The organism is Marinifilum sp. D737, from assembly GCF_026672275.1.
Taxonomy (GTDB): domain Bacteria; phylum Bacteroidota; class Bacteroidia; order Bacteroidales; family Marinifilaceae; genus Marinifilum.
On sequence record NZ_JANQCD010000006.1, the window covers coordinates 108,378 to 128,176 of the forward strand.

Sequence of the window (19,799 nt, forward strand, 5' to 3'; positions counted from 1 at the left end):
ACTCACTTTAAAAATTACCAACAGTTATTCCCTTACTCTTCACAAACCATTTGTCGAAATAGCTAATCAGATTTTTCTCTTCGATTTCGGTTTTCTTCTCATTGTATATCCATAACATACAATCATTTCGTGTTAGGTCTGGCTTATGATTTTTTGTTAGATTCTCAAATCTTAAGGTAGCATCATGGCATGAAGCTGAATACAATTTTACCAGTTTCGCTTTATCATGAATGGAAATATCGTTTATGTCTAAACCTATATGAACCTTACATTTCTGATTTGTACATATTTTTTGCAATGGCATAAGTATAGATTCTGAAACTTTTGAATTCGAATTGCTGATATATATACTCTTCACATTGGCCCATGGCTTACAATTGTTTAACACATAAAGAGGTTGATTTACCGATGCAATGATATTTTTAAACCTTGGATTAAAGTGCAATTCGTTGTGTAATTCATTTAAAGCGAACGCAACCTGCCAGGAATGTTGCTTGAAGTTTTCTGTATTGAAAAATTCAGTCAATTCACCTTCATATGATAGTAAGTCAATATCAGAATGATTCACTTGATAATTCTTTACTGTATCCGCTTTTAAAGCTTGTAATTCCCGATTAGAAATATCTTTCAAGATTGGGGCCAAATCTCTTACCATTGACGCTCCATATGATGGCTTTTGCCAAGTTTGAATAAAATATATCTTTGAACCTTCAGTAAAAAGATAATTCATAGCAAAATCTACTGCAGCCTGATTTCCTTCTGAGAAATCTGCCAGAATCAATATTCTGTTGTGATCTTTGTTCCTGTTCTCCATAGCATTTTGTTTTGATACAAAAGTATGGCTGTATGCAAAGGTTTGAAACAGGCGCAATCCTAAATCGCATGGGGGTTTTCCCTACTTGTTAAAGTTTCCTAATTTTCCTTTAAATACCGCTTATTGTGTTTCTATTTTTCATACTTTTGCCTATCATGTTATCGAAAATGAAAGAGAAACCAATATTTATTTTGCTGGTAAGTTTACTACTAGTACTAGGTACCGTGCTGAATTCAATCAACATTCAGCAGGAGACTTCTCTTTCCTTTAATGTTGAGAATTGTTCCGATTCACAAGATACATCTTCCGATTTAGAAGAAATGGATAGTGAAGATTTGGATGAGTTTTCGAAATACAATTATGTATTTTATGCTAATGTAATTCTTCAGGAACATGTTCAGAACTGTCTGATATCTGACAGTAAAGTCTTTCAGTTAACCACCCCGCCACCCCAGGGGTAAACCAGCGTTTTACCTTATCTATTACCTTAATTAATCTCATCTTTAAATGAGATAGGTAGTTCATGTTTAATTTTTTAGATCTTGCTTAACTGCAAGAATTACAGTTGTTTTATGAAATTACAATCAAGCAAGAAGAGCCGTAAACCAAGACTTGTGCTCTTACATCAATACTATTCGTACACCGGATTTTATAATTTTATCATTACAAATTTGAAGAAGGCGATTTTACCCTTACTTCTGATTGTAGGATTATTGTTCTTTCTGGAATACTATGTGCTCGATTTTGAGAACCTCTTCTATACAACTACTAAGGATCTGCCTACCATTGGCCTGTTGAGCGTATTCTTTATCTCGGAATCCTTCCTGGGTCTCATTCCCCCGGAACTATTCATAGCATGGGTTAAAACCCTTCCAAGTCCTGTAGTTTACCTATCGATATTGGCGCTTCTATCCTATTTGGGTGGTTGTGTTTCATATGCCATTGGACGATTGGTACTACGTATCCCAAGTCTTAAGAACTGGATTGAAGTAAAGATTGGCAAACACATCCAAAACATCCGAAAATGGGGAGGCTTTCTGATTATTGTAGGAGCATTGCTCCCAATTCCTTTCTCTATTGTAAGTATTGCTTCCGGTATTATCCGATTTAGCTTTAAAAAATACTTGTTCTATGGTTTATTCCGCTTTTTGCGATTCTATCTGTTCGCTATCGCAATATTTAAACTAATGTCTTAATCAGTGATCAGTAAACAATGTACAGTGAGCAGTAAGCTATAAAAAGAATACAAGCAAAAGTCCCCTTTCGGGGATTTAGGGGTAAACGAAAAAGCTTGCTTTTAAATTTACTTGGACAATAATTCTCCTTCGTAGATACGGCAGGAATGCCGTATTTACAAAACCAATTTGAGGAGCCTCTCCTTGCACGTTCATCAGTATATAAAGAAGCCTGAAACATCACATCAGAATCATGGATATAAAAAAAAGGACCAACTTTCGTTGATCCTTTCTGTGCGGATGAAGGGACTCGAACCCCCACGCCTCTCGGCACTAGATCCTAAGTCTAGCGCGGCTACCAATTACGCCACATCCGCGTTTTGTTGATTGCGATGCAAAGATGAGTATTTTTTCTTTTTCCGCAAAATACTTTTCGATAAAAAATCTCACCAATCCCTTTAAAAACGAAAGATACAGCCACAACATCCTGATTTTCAAACGAAGATTTTTTCAAAAAAAAATCACATTAATTACTCAATTGGTTTCATCACAAAAACCCCATAACACTCATGGTGATCATAGCTGTGACCCACAATTTGGTTCTGAGAATTTAAAAGTCCTTCCCAGGTATCCATATGATACTCAAACTGTTTTTCACAATCCAAAAGCTCCACTTTTGTACCTGTTACACTAAAGTTAGTGCCATCAAAGCTTCCTTCTACATCTTGCTGAACACGAAATGGAGTTTCTCCTTCAATTCTTTCTGTATAAACTACAACTCCTGTAATCTTCTCTCCTTCTTGGGTAAATTCGGCAAAACCTTCATCGGTACCAAAACCAAAATCTTCGTTAAACGACCAACGTCCTGTAATGTTCTTCATTAATTTGAGGTATTTAATAAATGAGAAGCAAAAGTAGGAAACTTATTTAGTTTAGGCTAAAGTCGATCTCAAGTTTCGACATGTTGAGAATATTTGTATCGAGCTGCAGTAGGCAAAGTCTTTTTAAATCTTCTAACTCACCAGGATGCAACATGAAGTTACAGCCGCCGCCTCCAATGGGAATTACAATTTTTCTTTGATAAGGGGAATGAGCATTCTGCTTTACCGCCGACTCAATATTAATATCGTGCAGGTATTCAGCAAACTGATAGTATTTATCCTTTGTCGAGAAATTGATATTCATATTATTGAATTCCATATGAATAGACTTGCAAGAATCACATTTAAATAGACAGCCATTGGATGTTCTGTTGTATATCATACTGTTCCTATTTCGATTAATTTTACAAATCAATCGAATATATGATGCTTTAACAATACCAAGATGTTGTGATATTTGATAATCAAATCCCAAAAACAAAACTCCAAATCCCAAATCCCATTTTTAAAATTCACAATTGATAATTCATCATTCCGCATTTATAATTCATAATTCTCAACTATCTTTGTTGATTCTAAATCTGGAACAGGCAATACGGTCTGTTTTCAATATTTAAATGATTTGTTTATGATCGATCAATCTACCATATGCGCAATATCAACTGCTCCGGGTAATGGAGCCATTGCCATTGTGCGCCTTTCGGGAGAAAATGCTCTCAACATTTGCGAGAAAGTTTTTACGCCTGTTAAAAGCAAAAAAATAAGCGTACAAAAAGCCAATACCGTACATTTTGGAACCATTCAGGATGAAGGCGAAGTTATTGATGAAGTGCTGGTTAGCTTATTCAAGGCTCCACACTCCTACACTGGCGAAAATTCGGTTGAAATCGCTTGTCATGGTGCTCCTTTTATTCAGCACCGAATTTTACAGACTTTGATTAAGAATGGAGCTCGTACGGCCAATCCGGGTGAGTTTACCCAACGAGCCTTTTTGAATGGTAAAATGGACCTTTCACAGGCCGAGGCGGTTGCCGATTTGATTGCTTCCAACTCTGCTGCTGCCCATAAAGTTGCGCTACAACAAATGCGTGGTGGCTTCTCAAGCGAGATTGCCGGTTTGCGTGAGCGATTGCTTAACTTCATCTCTTTAATTGAGCTAGAACTTGATTTTAGTGAAGAGGATGTTGAATTTGCTGACAGAACACAATTGACCAAGCTGGTAAACGAAATTCAAAGCCTGATTCAGAAATTGGTGGATTCCTTCGAACTGGGGAATGTAATTAAGAATGGGGTTCCTGTTGCCATTGTAGGAAATACAAATGTAGGGAAATCTACCCTGTTGAATGCCCTTTTAAATGAAGACAGAGCCATTGTTTCCGATATTGAGGGCACTACACGCGATGTAATCGAGGATACCATCAATTTGGGCGGTATCACCTTCCGTTTTATCGATACTGCCGGCATCAGAACTACGAAAGATCGTATCGAGAGTATGGGTATTGAGCGTACCTACAGCAAGATGAAGCAGGCGCAAATTGTGATGTTGCTGGTAGATGCCGACCGCGATATGGATCGCATTAACGAATCGCTTGTAAGTGTTAACAAAACCATTGATCGCGATTCCCAGCATCTTGTTGTTTGTATCAACAAAATCGATTTGATTGAAAACCCTCAGGAGATTGCCAAGAATTTAATTGGTATGCAAACCGAAGACAAATTGTTGTTCATTTCGGCCAAGCAGAAGCAAAATATCGATGCCTTAACTGCCGAATTGCTTAAATCGGTGAACATGAGCAAGGTAAACGAACAGGATGTAATTGTTACCAACATTCGCCATTTTGAGGCCCTTAAAAACGCCTTGGGCAGTATCGATCGCGTGAATGATGGATTGCAAACCCAAATTCCAACCGACTTCCTGGCACAAGACATTCGTGAATGCCTGCATTTCCTTGGTGAAATCACTGGTGACATCTCAACTGATGAAGTTTTGGGAAATATCTTTAAGAACTTTTGTATCGGGAAATAGGAAGGTAAAGAATGATACTAGAAAAGCACTAATAAAGTCTTATTATTAAAGGATTACAAAGGTAGCTCTAAGATTATAGAGTTACCTTTTTTGCGTTTGTTATACTTATTTTTTACTTTTAATTTACAACTTTTAATAATCTGAGTTGTAAAAACTGTAAAAATATGAAAGTAATTCTAAGAAAACGTAAAATAAAGAATGGCCTACAAGAAAGTCTATATCTTGAGTTTTATAAAGGCTATGAAAAGTTGCCAAATGGAAAATTAAAGCACTTTAGAGAGTTTGAAACCTTAAATTTAATCATTCACACCAAACCAAAAACTCAAACACAGAAACAAGAGAATAAAGATAATCTTGAACTAGCTGAAAAAATTAGAGTAAAAAAGCAGAACGAATATAACTCTGGTAAATATGGATTCAGAAACGAAGACAAATTAAAATATAATTTTCTGGATTATTTTAAAAAGCTAACAGAGGATCGCTTCAATTCTAAAAACAACTATGGAAACTGGGACAGTGTATATAAACACTTACAAAAATATTGTTCTCCCAACACCAAATTTTCTGATATAGATGAAGACTTTGTTAGAGGTTTTAAAAGGTATTTAGAATTGGATGCTAGAACTAAAAGTAATATTGGACTTTCAAAGAACACACAAAACTCTTATTTCAATAAATTTCGTGCTAGTATAAATCAAGCTCAGAAAGATAAGATCATTATTGACAATCCTGTTCATGCCGTTAAAGGAATAAAAGCAGAAACTCCCCCAAGAGAATATCTAACCTTCGATGAATTAAAAAGGCTTTCAAAAACAAATTGTAAATATCCTGTTCTAAAAAGAGCTTTCATCTTTTCATGTTTAACTGGATTGCGCTGGTCAGATATTCAAAAAATGACGTGGAGTGAAGTAAGGGATTCAGATAATGAGCTAAGAATTATTTTTCAACAAAAGAAGACCAATGATATTGAATACCTTGACATTTCGCCTCAGGCAAGAAGCTTAATGGGCAAAAGAAGAAAATCTAACGAAAGGGTTTTTGAAGGCTTACGATATAGCGTAACCTATAATTCTGCATTATTAAGGTGGTGCCATGAAACTGGCATTTATAAACACATTACCTTTCATTGTGCAAGACACACCAATGCAGTTCTTTTATTGGAAATGGGTGCTGATATTTACACCGTATCAAAACGATTGGGGCATCAAGAGATAAGAACAACTGAGATTTACGCAAAAATAGTTGACAAAAAAATGAAAGAGGCTGCTAATATAATTCCATCTTTAAATTTAGATATAAATGATAACCTCTAAACATTTCTATACTAAGATTAAGTCCCTGTTCACTCAAAAACAGGAACTTCATGAAAATATTAATACTGAATGTAAACTGAGAAACGAAATTTACAACACTGAAGTTGACTCCGACATTTTCTTTACAATTTATGGTAGGTTAATGAATAGCTTGAACGTAAAGCACTACAATTTAGACCTCAATAGTCTTTACACATCTCATATAATCGAACAAAATCTAAATAGAGTTGATGATAGAACAATTCAATCAATCTATTCATTTAAAAATGAATTTATATTAAAACTGAAGGAAAAAATTGACTTCGATATGATGTGTGAATTCTTGAAGAATTATAATTATTTTGAAAGTATTGAATCAATTCTTTCACATCAAAAAAGTGAAATTACCGAGCAATTTATGGGCTTAATCATTAGAATAGGATCATTACTTTCATATGCCAAAAACACCAAGAACTCAATCACATCCACAGAAACAAATCATCTAGCATCACTATATAATTATCAATTTATTATTCAAAATAAAATTGAACAGGTCATTCATTATTATATCGAATCCATTGATTATGATGGTGAATTTAACTTTAATGAAAAGTACTTTTTTGAAAAAATCAGTATCTTAAAAATAAATGAGATTCACAAAACCAAAAATTTATCAAGGAATGAATACGAGAGAATATTATTACACGAAATTAAGTCTCTGCAAGGCAAAAAACTATTAATGAATAAAGACTTTCCAACCTCTCTAAACGAAAACTTAAAATCTTTAGGCCTTCATTTAAACAAAATTTTAAAAGTTAATAAGCGAAACGAAAAACTTTTAAAAGAATGTCATCACTCCCTTAAAGGAACTGTTATAGATTCATCTCCTCAAACTTTCTATAATGTTATTAGAAATGGAAATGGTCGACTCAATTGGATAGGACACATAAATGCCCTGGTATATTTTGTACATATCCTGAATAAGCACACAAGTATAACGAATAATAAAGTCTACAAATATATGTGCGACAATTTTACGCATAATGGCAAATCTATCCCCTATAAAAAAGATTATAAAAATATGTACTATCAGAAGAAAGATGATCAAAATTTCCTTTCCAAATATGCTTATTTTGAAACTTCACTTAAAAAATTAGAAATGTTAGAATGGGAATTTAAGCCAAATTAAAATCAATCGATCTTTCTGATTATCTAGATCTTAAGATTAAAGCAATACTACCCAAAATGTGAGGTGGTATTGCTTTTTTTTTGCAATACACAAAAATTGCAATCAAACGGATACCAGTAGAATGTTTGATTTTTAATAATAAAAAAATACGAGTATGAGCAAAGAAAAACTAGAGCAAATTGAAGCTAAAATTGACAAATTATCTTCAATGCTACTATTCAAAAAATCTATTCTAAATTTCGATGAAGCAGTCCTATATACAGGATACTCAAAAAGTTATTTCTATCGAATTTGTCATTTAATTCCTCATAGCAAACCTTCGGGTAAAATGATCTTTTTCGAAAGAAAAAAAATAGATGAATTTCTAATTAGTAATCGCATAAAAACTCCTGAAGAAATAGAAGAACTAGCCAATGATTATATGCAAAAGTAATTCTCTAAATACCATCTGAAGATTACTATAAAAACATTATGCACTACATATTACCATTGCTATGAAAGAAAAAATAAATTGCGCAAATGCAAAACGATTACCAATCACCGAATTCTTAGAAAAATTAGGTCATAAACCTGTTAAAACTAAAGGAAATGATATTTGGTACCTATCCCCTTTTCGTTTAAAAGAAAATCATCCATCTTTTAAAGTAAATAAAGTCATGAACGTATGGTATGATTTTGGTGAAGGTACTGGAGGTACAATAATCGATTTAGGTATCAAACTAAACAACTGTTCTATTTCTGAATTTTTACAAAACTTAAATTCCTTTAATTTTTCTTTTCAACAGCCTGAAATTGACACCATCACTACAAACACATCTATTTCAGCAGTTAAAATCCAAAAAATAAAACCAATAACATCTTCAAAATTATTACACTATTTAAAAGAAAGATATATTTCCAGGCAAACTGCAAATATATTTTGTAAAGAAATCGAATACTCTATAAATGGTAAATTATATTACGCTCTAGGATTTCCAAACAGTAACGGCGGATATGAATTACGAAATAAACATTTTAAAGGATGTTGTGCTCCAAAAAGTATCTCCTTAATAGAAAATAACAACAATACTATTTGTGTGTTCGAAGGTTTTTTTGATGCTATGTCACATTATGAAATAATTCAAGGAACAGGATTTAGATCTGATGTACTGGTTCTAAATTCCATAGCATTACTATCCAAGGCTCTTGATACTATCAATAGATATGAGAAAATTTTTCTATATCTAGATAATAATAGAGCAGGAAATACGGCAACAAATAAACTGAAAGAGCATTTTAAAAATAAAGTTGAAGATATGCGATACAGTTATAAAAAGTTTGAAGACCTAAATAAATTTCTTGTCGCTAATGGAAGGTGTAATCCTTCAAAAAGCGTATATCGCTCATCTTCTCGTAAACCCAAGTTGTAATCACCAAGAATGTACCCCAGCTTGCGTAGCCAGCTATGTTTTCATTTAATATTAACTGCTACACATTAAAATATCAACTGAAAACCATCTGGCTTTCGTCATGCTAGGCATTCCTCAAGATTCGAAAATCATGAATGATTTATCTAGGAAAAAAGGCGGTCGTCCAAAAGTAAAAATTCCAAAAGATCAACACTTAGCATTAACATGTACCATTGTCGAGAAAAAAATAATTAAGGGGAAAGCAAAAATAGCAAATCTTACAGTCTCAGCCTTATTACTAGAGTTAGCACTAAAAGGCAAGATTGTGGTTAAAACCTTCCCTAAAGAACTTCTTTTATTTACAGGAAGCTTAAATCAACTTGGAAATAATCTTAACCAAATTGCTCGAAAAAGGAACAGAGATGATGAGTTGAATGCTATAGAAAGAGCTGAATTATCTGCCTTATCAAAAGAAATTTACAAGCTAACACAAGAAATTAAAAGATGTTTAAAATGATAGGTAAAATTTCAACAGGAGATTCCTTTCGAGGCAATATTACCTATTGTCTTCTTGGAAGGTATGGCGAAAAAGAAGGCCTAGCCGAAATTATTGACTCCAAAATGTGTGGAGGGAATCGTAAAGAATTAATAAAACAATTTGAAGAGTTAGCCGCTTTAAACAATAGAATTAGAGCTCCTGTGTGGCACGCCTCTATTAGTTTTCATGAATCAGATAATCCAAGCAGGCAGGATATGATTGATATTGCAGAAGAATATGCAAATATGCATGGTTTTCAACAATATTTAGTGATTCAGCATCATGACACACCCAATAGAAAGCATTTTCATATGGTCTGTAATCGTGTTAATTACAAACAAAACAAAGCCATTAGTACTAGTTTAAATTTTAAGAAGATGGATGAATTCTGTAGAAAAATGGAGTTAAAATTTAATTTCCATCGAGTTTTATCAGCAAAACGCTTTTTGAATAAAGATGAAAGAAACCTTCCCAGACATGATAAGCGAAAACTTCAAATTAAGGCTATACTCGAAACGTTAACTTCAGAAGTAAATTCAGTTGAGGAACTAATAGAAAGGCTTAAAAAATACAAAATTGCAACAGAGAAAGGCAGAGGCATTGCATTTATAGATGATAAGAAAGTAAGAGTAAAAGGTTCTGAACTAGGTTTCTCACTAAAGAATATAGAAAAGAAAATTGCAAAAAACGCCAATATATCACTGGCTTTCCAAAATAAACATCGCATAAAAAGAAGCTTATGAATAATGATATTATTAAAGAAGTTCTGTCTGAACTAATAGCAGAAAATAAAAATCATCAGAAAGAGATTATATTCCTAACAAAAGCATTGGAGACCAACACAAATAATCTTCAAGATATCTATATGTATCTCAGCAATCTTAAAATTAATATTCCTACTAAATTATTTGTGGATAAATTGGAAAATGGAATTAATAAAATTGAGTCTGTCGTAGCAAAACAGCCTAAAGAAATTCTCCAAGAAAAAAAAATTCTTCTATTCCCGGATACCATTTCAAATGAAAACATCTTTCGATTTCTTTATAAGAAAACCTTACAATTTTCCTTAATAGGACTAGTGATATTCCTTACAATAAAATATAGTAGCCAGATGCTTACCGAGAATCACAAATATAAGCAAGTGTATGAATACATCTATTATAGCAATGATAATGCAAAAGGTTATCTAGAAAACCTTCTTAAATCCTTTGAAAATGATTCTATATCTCGAGTAATGATTAACGAAATTGATGCAATTAAAAAGAATGCTAACCTAAAATCATCCCAATCACATGAATAACGATAATAACGGAGAAGCTTTAATTTTCACTGAAGAGGTTTCAAGCGAGCCTCCAACTTTTCCTAAAGAAATTTATAATGAATTACCTGAAATACTAAAAAAAGCTACAAAAGCTGGTCAAAATAATCAAGAGAAAGATTTATTGCTATTAGGTAGCATAATATGTATTAGTGCCTGTTTACCAAAAACATTTGGTATTTATTCTGGAAAGAAAGTATACCCTAACTTATATCTTTTTGTATCCGCTATGGCATCGGCCGGAAAAGGAATGTTAGATCATTGCAAAAAAATAGTACAGAGAATTCATGATGATTTAGTAACTGATAGTGAGAATCTTCTTGCTGAATATGAATTGGAAATTTCGCAATACATTGCAGATAAAAAGAAAAATCCAGATATTATTAAACCTGCAATTCCAAAAATGAAAATGTTATTCATCCCAGCAAATAATAGCTCTACTGGTTCTTTTCAATTACTTAATGATAATGACTCATCACTTATGTTTGAAACAGAAGGTGATACACTTGCCTATACCTTTAAATCAGACTATGGCAATTATTCTGATGGATTACGAAAAGCTTTTCATCATGAGACAATTTCTTATTTTCGCAGAACAGATCGTGAATATGTTGATATTAGCGATCCAAAACTATCAGTATTATTATCCGGAACTCCACAACAAATATTAAGTCTTATTCCCGATGCAGAAAATGGTTTATTTAGTCGTTTTATTTTTTATACTCTACCATTACTGATAGAATGGAAAGATGTATTTTCAAATCCAGTCGGAAAAAGCTTAGATGAATATTTTCAAATCTTAGGTGATGAATTTTATGAGCTCTATAAATCTTGCGAATTCTCTTCCCCTACTGAATTCAGACTTACTAAGATCCAAGAAGAAACATTTAATAATCAATTTTCTAAATGGCAAGTTCAATACTCTGCATTAATTGGATTAGATTATATTGCAACCGTACGAAGACTTGGCCTTATCACTTTTAGAATTGCTATGATTCTAACAAAGTTACGGATAAAAGATTCTAATATTAAAACACCCCTTATTTGTAATGATCATGATTTTGATATTTCCATGAAAATGGTTGATACTCTCATATTACATGCAAAAAAGGTTTTCAACAATCTTCCAGGAGCACCAAGAGTTATAAAAAGAGCTAATTTGAAAGAACGGTTTTTAATGCAACTACCTGAAAATTTCAACCGAAATCAATATATAGAAGTTGCAAAAGGACTAAATATTCCAACCAAAACTGCCGAAGGATACATTTCAAAATTTGTATCCTCAAATTTACTTCATAAGCCAAAGCACAATTCTTATGAAAAAATAAATTGGAATTAACCCTTAGCTTACCCAATTCACTATTCTTAAATAGGCTACTTGAGAATTTAAAGGAAATTAAGGAAACTCAGTAAATTAATCTTTATATCCTTAGTTTCCTTTGAATACTTCAATGCTATAATTACAACCATAGTTTAACTTGCAGTAAGGTTGTTGTTGTTGTTCTATTCGTAAATTATGCAAGTAAATAGCATAATTTACAAACAGAATTGATTTTATCATTTTTATTTGCTATATTTGTAAATAAATTACACTAAAAGCATATAGAAATGATACAAGAGCTAAAGATTAAGAATTTCCTTTCGTTTAAAGACGAGGTTGTATTCAGTTTTGAGGCTACTTCTGACACATTCAATGAAAAATACTATACCACTGAGGTCGCTCCTGGTGTGAGATTATTAAAACTTTGTATGGTTTATGGTGCAAACGCATCGGGTAAGAGTAATTTGATTAAATCGTTTCAATTTATTAAGAATCTAATTAAAAGAACAAATGTTGATAAAAATGAAGGCACTTCTTTTCTGCCATTTCTGCTTACGGATCAAGAGGAAGAGTCAGGATTGTTTGAATTAACATTTTATGCAAACAACACAAAATTTGTATATGCAGTAGAACTTGATTTTGACAAGATAATATCAGAAAAATTAAGTTTCTATCCAGGAACTCAGCCTGCACTTCTTTTTAACAGATCACACAATAACACAACTGATTTGTCTGAAGTTAGCTATGGGTCTAAAGTGAAAATTAATAAAGCTGTTAAGGATGAAATTATAGCAAAAACTCTGAAAAACATTTCATTCTTTGCTGGGTATAGTCAAGTTAACTATACAGAACCTGAAATTGAAAAAGCATACAATTGGCTAAAGGATCAATTTTTAAACACAATTGATCCAAATGTAAAACTCACCAAATACACAAATGGTAAAGTTTTAGGTAATGCTGATATTAAAAAATTTGCGATTAATTTTTTACAAAAAGCTCAATATAATATTACTGACATTGAAATCGAGACAGAATCTGAAGAGGTTCCTGAACCTTTAATGATGGCTCTTGAGAAATCAAATATACCTCAAAGTGAAAAAGACAAAATCATTAAAAACGGGATTCAAAAACATCATGCCGATTTTGAACATACAGTAAAGAATAATGGCAAAGAAGAAAAGCACTTTTTACCGGAAGAGCTGCAATCAGCAGGTACTCTAAGATACTATGGATTCACAGCTCCATTATATAGAGCATTTACAAACAATGCTTTTCTCGGTATAGATGAAATTGATTCTTCACTTCATCCACATTTAACCAAGCATTTTATTCGTGAATATTTAATGGGGTGTGTAGATTATCCAAATGTTCAATTATTACTAACAACTCACAATATGTCTTTACTAAATGAAAAAGATTTAATTAGAAAAGATGCTGTGTGGTTTACTGAAAAATTAGAAAATGGAGCTACTGACTTATACTCAATGGCCGATTTTGACATAAGAAAAGAACTATCATACTTTAAAGCCTACAATTCTGGAAAATTTGGGGCTATACCAAATATTGATTAAATAAATGGCTAGACAAAATATACGCAAACGAAAGTTAAGAAAAGGTATAGCGGTTTTAGGAGATGGTAGAACTGAGCAATATTATTTACAGCATTTAAAACAAATTAAAGGATATAAATATGCAATAAAACCATCATTATTTGACTGTATAAATCTGAAACAGGCCGAAGATATTATTGATGATTTAATTGATAATGAATATGGACTTATTATTTTTTTTACAGATTACGATACAATTATTAATCAGGGACGACAAGCAGATTTTGATGCGCTTAGAAAAAAATACAAAGGTTCAACACAGGTAATCATTTGTGAGTCTATGCCTAGTATTGAGTATTGGTTTTTACTCCACTTTGTAAAAACGACAAGGGAATTTATTAATGCAGATCAAGTGCATAGGGAATTACTAAAACACCTTGGTAGCTATAGTAAGAAAATTAAAGAATTAGGTAAACCTGAATGGGTTAAAGAACTTTGTGATAATAATAGAATGGAAAATGCAATATTAAATGCAACTGATATTCTTCAGCAAAAGTTGGAAAACGAAGGAGGTAACCACTTCCCTTTCACCAAAGCACACAAAGGAATTAACAAATTCGAAGAGTAATTTATTAAAAATATTATAAAATGTAAAAAGAGAGTTTATATAAAAGAGCTTTAAAACTCAAAAGTGAATATCCACCGTCCCGCCAAGATACAGAGATATTCACTTTTGTTGGATGGATATTGATTTCAAGGAAATCCACAAACCTTGCTCAGGTTTGATGTATCCGCATATTTCGTTTGCGAAAATAGAATATTTATTTAAAAATAAAGAAACTATGGGCAAAAATCAACATGTAGTGCCCCATAATAATAAATGGGCAGTGAAAGGTGCTGGAAATGTTAAATGCACTAGGATTACTGAAACGCAAAGCGAGGCAATTAAAATTGCTCGAGAAATTTCTAGTAATCAGAAATCTGAACTTATTATCCATCGTAGGAATGGCAAAATCCGAGAAAAAGATAGTCATGGTAAAGATCCTTTTCCTCCTAGAGGATAAATAAGTACATAACCGAATGAGGATAATACCTCCTTCACTTTAAATCAAAAAAATGGTAAAAAATTATAAAGCTCTTTTAGCAAATCAGGAACTAAGAATGAATCCTGAAAGTGTTGAACTTCAAAAAGCTATTCGCGATGAACTTCAACGTACTCCAGATAACACTATAGTACAGTATATTAAAAAATCAATGTTTGGTGTTGATGAACTCTACACCAGACGAACAATTGAAGCAGGAAACAAAGTAAAAAATCAATTAAACTCCAAAATCTCAGATATAAGTTTTGATTTCCAAGGATCTGTCATGACCAATACTCATATTAGGGGCTACAGTGACATTGACCTTCTAACAATTACAGAGAAGTTTTATACTTTTGACAGGTCTGGCATATCAAATGCTGTGAACCAACCCAATGCATATTTTAAATATACTCAAGATCAAATTAATACCCTTACTAATGCATTAAGGGGAGGTGGCTACACAAATGGTTTAATCGATTTACGAAGTTTAAGAATTGACTGTGAAAATACTCTTTTGAATGTTTATAACAATGTTAATATTTCTAGACCAAAATCTATTGAGATTGAATTAACTAGTCCGAAAAGGAAAGTTGACGTAGTAATAGCATGTTGGTACCAGGATACCAATTATTACCTAAATGAAGATAAGATTAATAAGGCTATTCAAGTATTTTGTAAAGGTGAAACGGCAATCTATGATAAAAAGCTTAATGCCGACTATCCTTTCAAGAGAATTAAACTATTAAATGATAAGGATCTACAAGTTAATGGTAGATTAAAAAGAATGATTAGACTTCTGAAAACTCTAAAATATGACTCTGATCAAGAAATTAAGCTATCAAGTTTCGATATCAATGCGATAATTTATGACATTGATACATGGAAATATAACAGCAAAAGCTATTTAGAATTAATCCCTGTTATATATGATCAGTTAAGAATACTTTCTAATAATTTTTCGATAAGATATAACTTAAAATCCCTTGATGGAAAAGAGTATATTTTTCGTAAAGAAGATCAGACTACTGAAGACACAGAAAAAACTAATTCCCTACGTACAATGCTTGAAGAAATAGAGTATTTACTAATCGAAATGCAAAAATCTCTACGTTTAATCGCTTAATTTACTTAACATGAAATTCATTAAATATGTAGGATATTTTCTTCAGGCAGTTTTATATATATCCACAATAGCATTAGCACTCATTTGGTTTCTAAAGCTTGAGACATCCGTTGATGTAGAGGCTGGAACATTTATTTTATTAGGGATAATTTCTCCATCCATTAGCTATGTAATCAATAAATACTCAAATAAAATTGAGGCTGAAAAATTTTCAACCGCTAATGCTTTGGCTTATGGATACATAGAAAATTTTATAGAACCAGTTTTAACTCAACTCCTTAAAAAAGGAAATAATCCTACTTTGTATATTTATATTCCTGAGAAACTGTCCGATTTATATCCAAAAAATATAGATCGACTCAAGGCAAAGCTTACAAAAAACAATATTTCCATTAATACAAAATCGATAAAGCTTAATGAAGGGCGAGCCAATAGAGATATAATGACTGTATCTGGGCTTAGTGATGATGTTTATTTTGACATACCTAATACACTATTAACACTTAATCCCATTATAGATTTTCGAATAAACTCTCCAAAAAATGAACTTTGTGAGAAAGAAAAAGATGAATTGGGTTCACAATACATTAATGCATTTAAAGAAACAATTATGAAATTAATCAAAGCAAAAACATTGGAAGATAATGCTAAGTTAATAGACAAAAATATGCACTTTGATTAATTGGCATAGACTTATTTAATATTACCTGACATACTGACAAAGGATTCTGACATTTTTATTCTATAATATTTATAGGTATATCAATAAACTGAAGGACAAATTGTCAGTTAATTTGTAAACAGTTCTACCTTGATAGGTATTAATACTTTTTTAATGAAGAATGGCACAAGGTTTGATCTGTTAAAAAATGTTAAATTCCCATGTGCTGAGGAAAAAAAATAGGCCGCAGGGTATACGGCCAATATGAACGTAATGTTGACGCATTACATTCCGCAGGGCTCCTCCCCCTGTGTCAATTGTGTGAGAATTGAACTGTGTGGCTCAAAAGTAAATCTTTTTTTGTTTTGAACAAATATAAGTTATTCTACTTGCCATTTCTACCCGGAGTTGTTCTACTCTGTTCTTTAAGAACATTAAAATCAAACTTAAATACTATGAAACGAAATGTTCATGTAACGCCCAAAAATGGAAAATGGGCAGTAAAAAGTGCGGGTAGTTCTAAACCAGCAAAAGTTACTATTACGCAAAAAGAAGCCATTAATATTGGAAAAAATATGGCAAAAAACAGAGAATCTGAATTGCTGGTGCATGGTCGAAATGGGAGAATTCGCCAGAAGAATAGTTATGGTAAGGATCCTTTTCCTCCCGAAGGATAAAAAAGAATAATTTTTATGGATAAAAACTCAATATCAATAAACCATCTGGGTGAATATTATACTGCACCCAATGGGCGTAAGCGAACAATAGAGAAAATAGCAAAACAGAAGTATCAAGGCAATCATCCTTTTTGGTATACATTATCAAAAAATAGGATTAAGAAAGCTTTAAAACTCAATCTAGACACTTCATTTATAAGTAAAAGTATCGAGGAAGTTTTAAAAAAGAAAGCCCCTAAAGAGTGGCATAGAAAAAACAATCTTGGTAATATCGAAATCCTACAACGATTTCTTAAAATGAGATTTTATAAAAATCTTAAAGAGATGGGATATACTGTTGTTTCAACAGATAAAAAATCCATCGAAATAAATGGATTATCAGTTGATATTAAACCTGACATAGTCTTTTTTACAGAAGAAAATGGTAGAAAGTATTTTGGAGCAATAGTCTTAAGATACAATAAGAGCCGTGCTTTTAAACAAATTAATGGTCAACTAGTCGCCGAAGGAATCAAACTTTTCCTTGAAAAAGAGATTGTTGAAGATGATGATTTGATTTTACCAGATTTCTGTCTTTCTGTTGATATTTTTTCTGAAACAGTAGTGTCAGCTGCTAAAACCACTAGCGCACACCGAAAAATCGTTTACGATTTATGTAAGGATATTAGGGACAAATTAGCATCCTAATCCAAGTTATTGATTGAAGCTATTCATTTATTTGAATAGCTTTTTTCATGCACTAACTTGGAATACATATTTGGCGAAATAACCGGAGATATCACCACAGATATAAAATTTCATTTTCCAGAACAAAAAGTGAAGTAGTTTTTTGAATTTTTTGTCCCTTATTTGCACCTCAATCTTTCTAACTTATTGATTTAATGAATTATTTTACTTTCTGTATCGGAATGTAAAACGGGAAATTCTCCTACTTAAAAAGATTAAAAGTCATTAGTAAAACATGGTCAACCCCTTAATACTAAGGGGTTTTTTGTTTACTTAAAAAAACATCCTTAACTCCTTCTTTTTGTCTCCAATTGCCATATCTGCTGGTGTATTTTGAATTTGATTTGCCATTCATATTGGTAACAGTTAATCATGAAAAATACCAATAGGCCTAGGCAAGGGATGAACTGTTATTTTGGTACTTGCAGAAATTTGAAGTACCGGATCTCCTTCGCTACCTCCATACTCAACAATATATCCTTTGGGCTGATAAGTACCACTATTTGCTCCTGTAATTGACAAATCATTCCAGGATCCACTAATTCCTATTGAAGGATCAGTAATATGAGCGTAATCTTCATTTCCTACCTGGTTAGGTTCCCCTTGATTCCAAAAGGCCCAATTGGGAGAGCTTCCTTCAGCTGTTCCATTCCAGAAAACAGTACCTGCTTCAGGACCGGTTACCCATCTCCACTCTCCTTCTACAGCTTCATCACTTGCTCCAATCCATCCTGCTCCAGAGATTTGTGATCCTGCCAAGTCCGTTTCTTCTTTCGAGGTTAAAGTTGCCAGATAACCTTTTAAACCATAATATCTTCTTAAGGAGGCCGCATCTCTTGCATCATCCCATCGTACCCCTACACTGGGAACAAATTCATAAAAATGGCCTGTTTGACTAAGAAAATTTGCCTGAAGTAAAGTGATTGTAAATACCCTCTCCCCAAAAGTAGGAAGATCCTTAATATTAGAATACACAATGCTCAATATGGCCGCCTCAAATTCTGCAAAAGTAGCAGGTCCCGTTAAGACAAGCATCCCTTTTACTGAATCCCAATGACTTGTAATGGAAGAATGAGCACCAGTTAAACTTAAAACATCTTCCCCTCTTATATAACCTGTTGAAATCTGAACTGACATTTCACTTAAACTTGTATCAACAACATCAGGATCTGTTATTGATATGGTTTCAACAACTGGCATACTGGAAGAACCCTCACAAAAATTGTGATCACCAGCTGCAGATATTACAGGAGGTGAGTTAGAAGGTGCTATTGTATAGGAATTTTCAACATCATCTGCATATACAGAAGCACGCCGTCGCCAATCCTTCCCAATCCCCTTATTTATAGGTCGGATGGTAGTCTCAGAAGACAGGTATTCAGAAATATCATAAGTTTTTGTTGTATATTGATTTCTTCCTATTCTTTCCGAATCATGGAAATCAATACCATTGGAAGGAACCTGGATTGATATACTTTTCCCTCCATGAGTAAGACCTCCGGTATTAATATGAAATGTTAAAGTTGTAGAATATGTAGCAGAAAGATCAACATATCTTTTTAAATATTGATAATTAGAAGATAAGCTCCGAAAACGTAAATCACCGTCTACAACTTGAGTACTGCTCTTGAATGGTGAAGATTTGTTATAAAGATCCTCCCCTATCCACGGTGTATCCCAGTTTTTTGTACCATTATTATTAGAATAACTTATAATCTCAAATTCATCACGTACAGTTTCCTGTCCAAAAACAGAGCTAGCTTGAAACTCAATAATCAAGAGAACAATTAACACTAGGGTAGCAATCTGGGATTTGAATAGATCATTTAAACACATATACATTCAATTTTCATAATAATTCTATGTTTATTGGATAAGATTAATCATCTGCTATGTGTTTCAAAAGATTTATAACATAGAGATTTTCGAATAAATTGACATCAAACCTTAATAAATACATAGTCTATAGTATCAAACACCATATGTATCACCTTACAAACAAGCCTTTAATAGCCTGTAATTGTTAGCCTTAGCA

Annotated in this window: 22 protein-coding genes and 1 tRNA gene; 18 read left to right on the plus strand and 5 right to left on the minus strand. The window is 32.6% G+C overall.

The window, feature by feature from the left end:
- Positions 1-7: 7 nt before the first annotated feature.
- Positions 8-814: a hypothetical protein gene (locus tag NQ163_RS05940; protein WP_268189352.1), complete on the minus strand. Its 807-nt coding sequence runs from the start codon at positions 812-814 to the stop codon at positions 8-10.
- A 125-nt stretch (positions 815-939) separates the two neighbouring features.
- On the opposite strand from NQ163_RS05940, the gene NQ163_RS05945 reads away from it, so the two are divergent.
- Positions 940-1,275, plus strand: a complete 336-nt coding sequence (locus NQ163_RS05945) for a hypothetical protein (RefSeq protein WP_268189353.1) — start codon at positions 940-942, stop codon at positions 1,273-1,275.
- A 111-nt stretch (positions 1,276-1,386) separates the two neighbouring features.
- Complete coding sequence (locus NQ163_RS05950; RefSeq protein ID WP_268189354.1) at positions 1,387-2,010, plus strand: YqaA family protein; 624 nt, start codon at positions 1,387-1,389, stop codon at positions 2,008-2,010.
- 274 nt (positions 2,011-2,284) lie between these two features.
- On the opposite strand, the gene NQ163_RS05955 is transcribed toward NQ163_RS05950, so the two are convergent.
- The 3 genes from NQ163_RS05955 to NQ163_RS05965 form a co-directional block, all read right to left on the minus strand.
- Positions 2,285-2,366: transfer RNA gene (locus NQ163_RS05955), tRNA-Leu, on the minus strand.
- A gap of 153 nt (positions 2,367-2,519) precedes the next feature.
- Entirely contained in the window at positions 2,520-2,870 is a 351-nt protein-coding gene (locus NQ163_RS05960) for a hypothetical protein (RefSeq protein ID WP_268189355.1), read from the minus strand.
- 46 nt (positions 2,871-2,916) lie between these two features.
- Complete coding sequence (locus NQ163_RS05965) at positions 2,917-3,252, minus strand: DUF6686 family protein (RefSeq protein ID WP_268189356.1); 336 nt, start codon at positions 3,250-3,252, stop codon at positions 2,917-2,919.
- A gap of 246 nt (positions 3,253-3,498) precedes the next feature.
- On the opposite strand from NQ163_RS05965, the gene mnmE reads away from it, so the two are divergent.
- The 16 genes from mnmE to NQ163_RS06045 all read left to right on the plus strand — a co-directional run bounded on the left by mnmE (position 3,499) and on the right by NQ163_RS06045 (position 17,725).
- Positions 3,499-4,896, plus strand: coding sequence for a tRNA uridine-5-carboxymethylaminomethyl(34) synthesis GTPase MnmE (gene mnmE / locus NQ163_RS05970; protein ID WP_268189357.1), 1,398 nt, complete (start codon positions 3,499-3,501; stop codon positions 4,894-4,896).
- 164 nt (positions 4,897-5,060) lie between these two features.
- Positions 5,061-6,209, plus strand: coding sequence for a tyrosine-type recombinase/integrase (locus tag NQ163_RS05975; RefSeq protein ID WP_268189358.1), 1,149 nt, complete (start codon positions 5,061-5,063; stop codon positions 6,207-6,209).
- Complete coding sequence (locus NQ163_RS05980) at positions 6,196-7,377, plus strand: hypothetical protein (protein WP_268189359.1); 1,182 nt, start codon at positions 6,196-6,198, stop codon at positions 7,375-7,377. The genes NQ163_RS05975 and NQ163_RS05980 overlap by 14 nt, the downstream gene beginning before the upstream one ends.
- Positions 7,378-7,531: 154 nt before the next feature.
- Positions 7,532-7,810: a hypothetical protein gene (locus NQ163_RS05985; RefSeq protein WP_268189360.1), complete on the plus strand. Its 279-nt coding sequence runs from the start codon at positions 7,532-7,534 to the stop codon at positions 7,808-7,810.
- A 61-nt stretch (positions 7,811-7,871) separates the two neighbouring features.
- Positions 7,872-8,786, plus strand: coding sequence for a toprim domain-containing protein (locus NQ163_RS05990; protein ID WP_268189361.1), 915 nt, complete (start codon positions 7,872-7,874; stop codon positions 8,784-8,786).
- A gap of 130 nt (positions 8,787-8,916) precedes the next feature.
- A complete protein-coding gene (locus tag NQ163_RS05995) occupies positions 8,917-9,282 on the plus strand; it encodes a plasmid mobilization protein (RefSeq protein ID WP_268189362.1) in 366 nt (121 codons plus the stop codon).
- Entirely contained in the window at positions 9,279-10,046 is a 768-nt protein-coding gene (locus NQ163_RS06000) for a relaxase/mobilization nuclease domain-containing protein (RefSeq protein ID WP_268189363.1), read from the plus strand. Before NQ163_RS05995 ends, NQ163_RS06000 begins: the two co-directional genes overlap by 4 nt.
- Positions 10,043-10,603, plus strand: coding sequence for a hypothetical protein (locus tag NQ163_RS06005; RefSeq protein ID WP_268189364.1), 561 nt, complete (start codon positions 10,043-10,045; stop codon positions 10,601-10,603). The genes NQ163_RS06000 and NQ163_RS06005 overlap by 4 nt, the downstream gene beginning before the upstream one ends.
- Entirely contained in the window at positions 10,596-11,960 is a 1,365-nt protein-coding gene (locus NQ163_RS06010) for a DUF3987 domain-containing protein (RefSeq protein WP_268189365.1), read from the plus strand. Before NQ163_RS06005 ends, NQ163_RS06010 begins: the two co-directional genes overlap by 8 nt.
- Positions 11,961-12,229: 269 nt before the next feature.
- Positions 12,230-13,513: an AAA family ATPase gene (locus NQ163_RS06015; RefSeq protein WP_268189366.1), complete on the plus strand. Its 1,284-nt coding sequence runs from the start codon at positions 12,230-12,232 to the stop codon at positions 13,511-13,513.
- A 4-nt stretch (positions 13,514-13,517) separates the two neighbouring features.
- Positions 13,518-14,120 carry an RloB domain-containing protein gene (locus tag NQ163_RS06020; RefSeq protein ID WP_268189367.1) on the plus strand — a complete coding sequence of 201 codons (603 nt, stop codon included), beginning with the start codon at positions 13,518-13,520 and terminating at the stop codon, positions 14,118-14,120.
- A 112-nt stretch (positions 14,121-14,232) separates the two neighbouring features.
- Positions 14,233-14,556 (plus strand): DUF2188 domain-containing protein, encoded by a 324-nt coding sequence (locus NQ163_RS06025; protein ID WP_268189368.1) that lies wholly within the window; start codon positions 14,233-14,235, stop codon positions 14,554-14,556.
- Positions 14,557-14,608: 52 nt separating this feature from the next.
- Positions 14,609-15,700, plus strand: a complete 1,092-nt coding sequence (locus NQ163_RS06030) for a hypothetical protein (RefSeq protein ID WP_268189369.1) — start codon at positions 14,609-14,611, stop codon at positions 15,698-15,700.
- A 10-nt stretch (positions 15,701-15,710) separates the two neighbouring features.
- Positions 15,711-16,382, plus strand: coding sequence for an STING domain-containing protein (locus tag NQ163_RS06035; RefSeq protein WP_268189370.1), 672 nt, complete (start codon positions 15,711-15,713; stop codon positions 16,380-16,382).
- A 434-nt stretch (positions 16,383-16,816) separates the two neighbouring features.
- A complete protein-coding gene (locus tag NQ163_RS06040) occupies positions 16,817-17,038 on the plus strand; it encodes a DUF2188 domain-containing protein (protein WP_268189371.1) in 222 nt (73 codons plus the stop codon).
- A gap of 15 nt (positions 17,039-17,053) precedes the next feature.
- A complete protein-coding gene (locus tag NQ163_RS06045; protein WP_268189372.1) occupies positions 17,054-17,725 on the plus strand; it encodes a hypothetical protein in 672 nt (223 codons plus the stop codon).
- Between the two features lie 405 nt (positions 17,726-18,130).
- Here NQ163_RS06045 and NQ163_RS06050 read toward each other — a convergent pair whose 3' ends face one another.
- Positions 18,131-19,558 carry a C-type lectin domain-containing protein gene (locus NQ163_RS06050; RefSeq protein ID WP_268189373.1) on the minus strand — a complete coding sequence of 476 codons (1,428 nt, stop codon included), beginning with the start codon at positions 19,556-19,558 and terminating at the stop codon, positions 18,131-18,133.
- Positions 19,559-19,799 lie beyond the last annotated feature (241 nt).

Bases quoted from the DNA above. Each gene is read 5' to 3' on its own strand.
- NQ163_RS05940 (WP_268189352.1), bottom strand. From the start codon at position 814: ATGGAGAACAGGAACAAAGATCACAACAGAATATTGATTCTGGCAGAT.
- NQ163_RS05950 (WP_268189354.1), top strand. From the start codon at position 1,387: ATGAAATTACAATCAAGCAAGAAGAGCCGTAAACCAAGACTTGTGCTC.
- NQ163_RS05960 (WP_268189355.1), bottom strand. From the start codon at position 2,870: ATGAAGAACATTACAGGACGTTGGTCGTTTAACGAAGATTTTGGTTTT.
- NQ163_RS05965 (WP_268189356.1), bottom strand. From the start codon at position 3,252: ATGATATACAACAGAACATCCAATGGCTGTCTATTTAAATGTGATTCT.
- mnmE (WP_268189357.1), top strand. From the start codon at position 3,499: ATGATCGATCAATCTACCATATGCGCAATATCAACTGCTCCGGGTAAT.
- NQ163_RS05975 (WP_268189358.1), top strand. From the start codon at position 5,061: ATGAAAGTAATTCTAAGAAAACGTAAAATAAAGAATGGCCTACAAGAA.
- NQ163_RS05980 (WP_268189359.1), top strand. From the start codon at position 6,196: ATGATAACCTCTAAACATTTCTATACTAAGATTAAGTCCCTGTTCACT.
- NQ163_RS05985 (WP_268189360.1), top strand. From the start codon at position 7,532: ATGAGCAAAGAAAAACTAGAGCAAATTGAAGCTAAAATTGACAAATTA.
- NQ163_RS05990 (WP_268189361.1), top strand. From the start codon at position 7,872: ATGAAAGAAAAAATAAATTGCGCAAATGCAAAACGATTACCAATCACC.
- NQ163_RS05995 (WP_268189362.1), top strand. From the start codon at position 8,917: ATGAATGATTTATCTAGGAAAAAAGGCGGTCGTCCAAAAGTAAAAATT.
- NQ163_RS06000 (WP_268189363.1), top strand. From the start codon at position 9,279: ATGATAGGTAAAATTTCAACAGGAGATTCCTTTCGAGGCAATATTACC.
- NQ163_RS06005 (WP_268189364.1), top strand. From the start codon at position 10,043: ATGAATAATGATATTATTAAAGAAGTTCTGTCTGAACTAATAGCAGAA.
- NQ163_RS06010 (WP_268189365.1), top strand. From the start codon at position 10,596: ATGAATAACGATAATAACGGAGAAGCTTTAATTTTCACTGAAGAGGTT.
- NQ163_RS06015 (WP_268189366.1), top strand. From the start codon at position 12,230: ATGATACAAGAGCTAAAGATTAAGAATTTCCTTTCGTTTAAAGACGAG.
- NQ163_RS06020 (WP_268189367.1), top strand. From the start codon at position 13,518: ATGGCTAGACAAAATATACGCAAACGAAAGTTAAGAAAAGGTATAGCG.
- NQ163_RS06025 (WP_268189368.1), top strand. From the start codon at position 14,233: ATGGATATTGATTTCAAGGAAATCCACAAACCTTGCTCAGGTTTGATG.
- NQ163_RS06030 (WP_268189369.1), top strand. From the start codon at position 14,609: ATGGTAAAAAATTATAAAGCTCTTTTAGCAAATCAGGAACTAAGAATG.
- NQ163_RS06035 (WP_268189370.1), top strand. From the start codon at position 15,711: ATGAAATTCATTAAATATGTAGGATATTTTCTTCAGGCAGTTTTATAT.
- NQ163_RS06040 (WP_268189371.1), top strand. From the start codon at position 16,817: ATGAAACGAAATGTTCATGTAACGCCCAAAAATGGAAAATGGGCAGTA.
- NQ163_RS06045 (WP_268189372.1), top strand. From the start codon at position 17,054: ATGGATAAAAACTCAATATCAATAAACCATCTGGGTGAATATTATACT.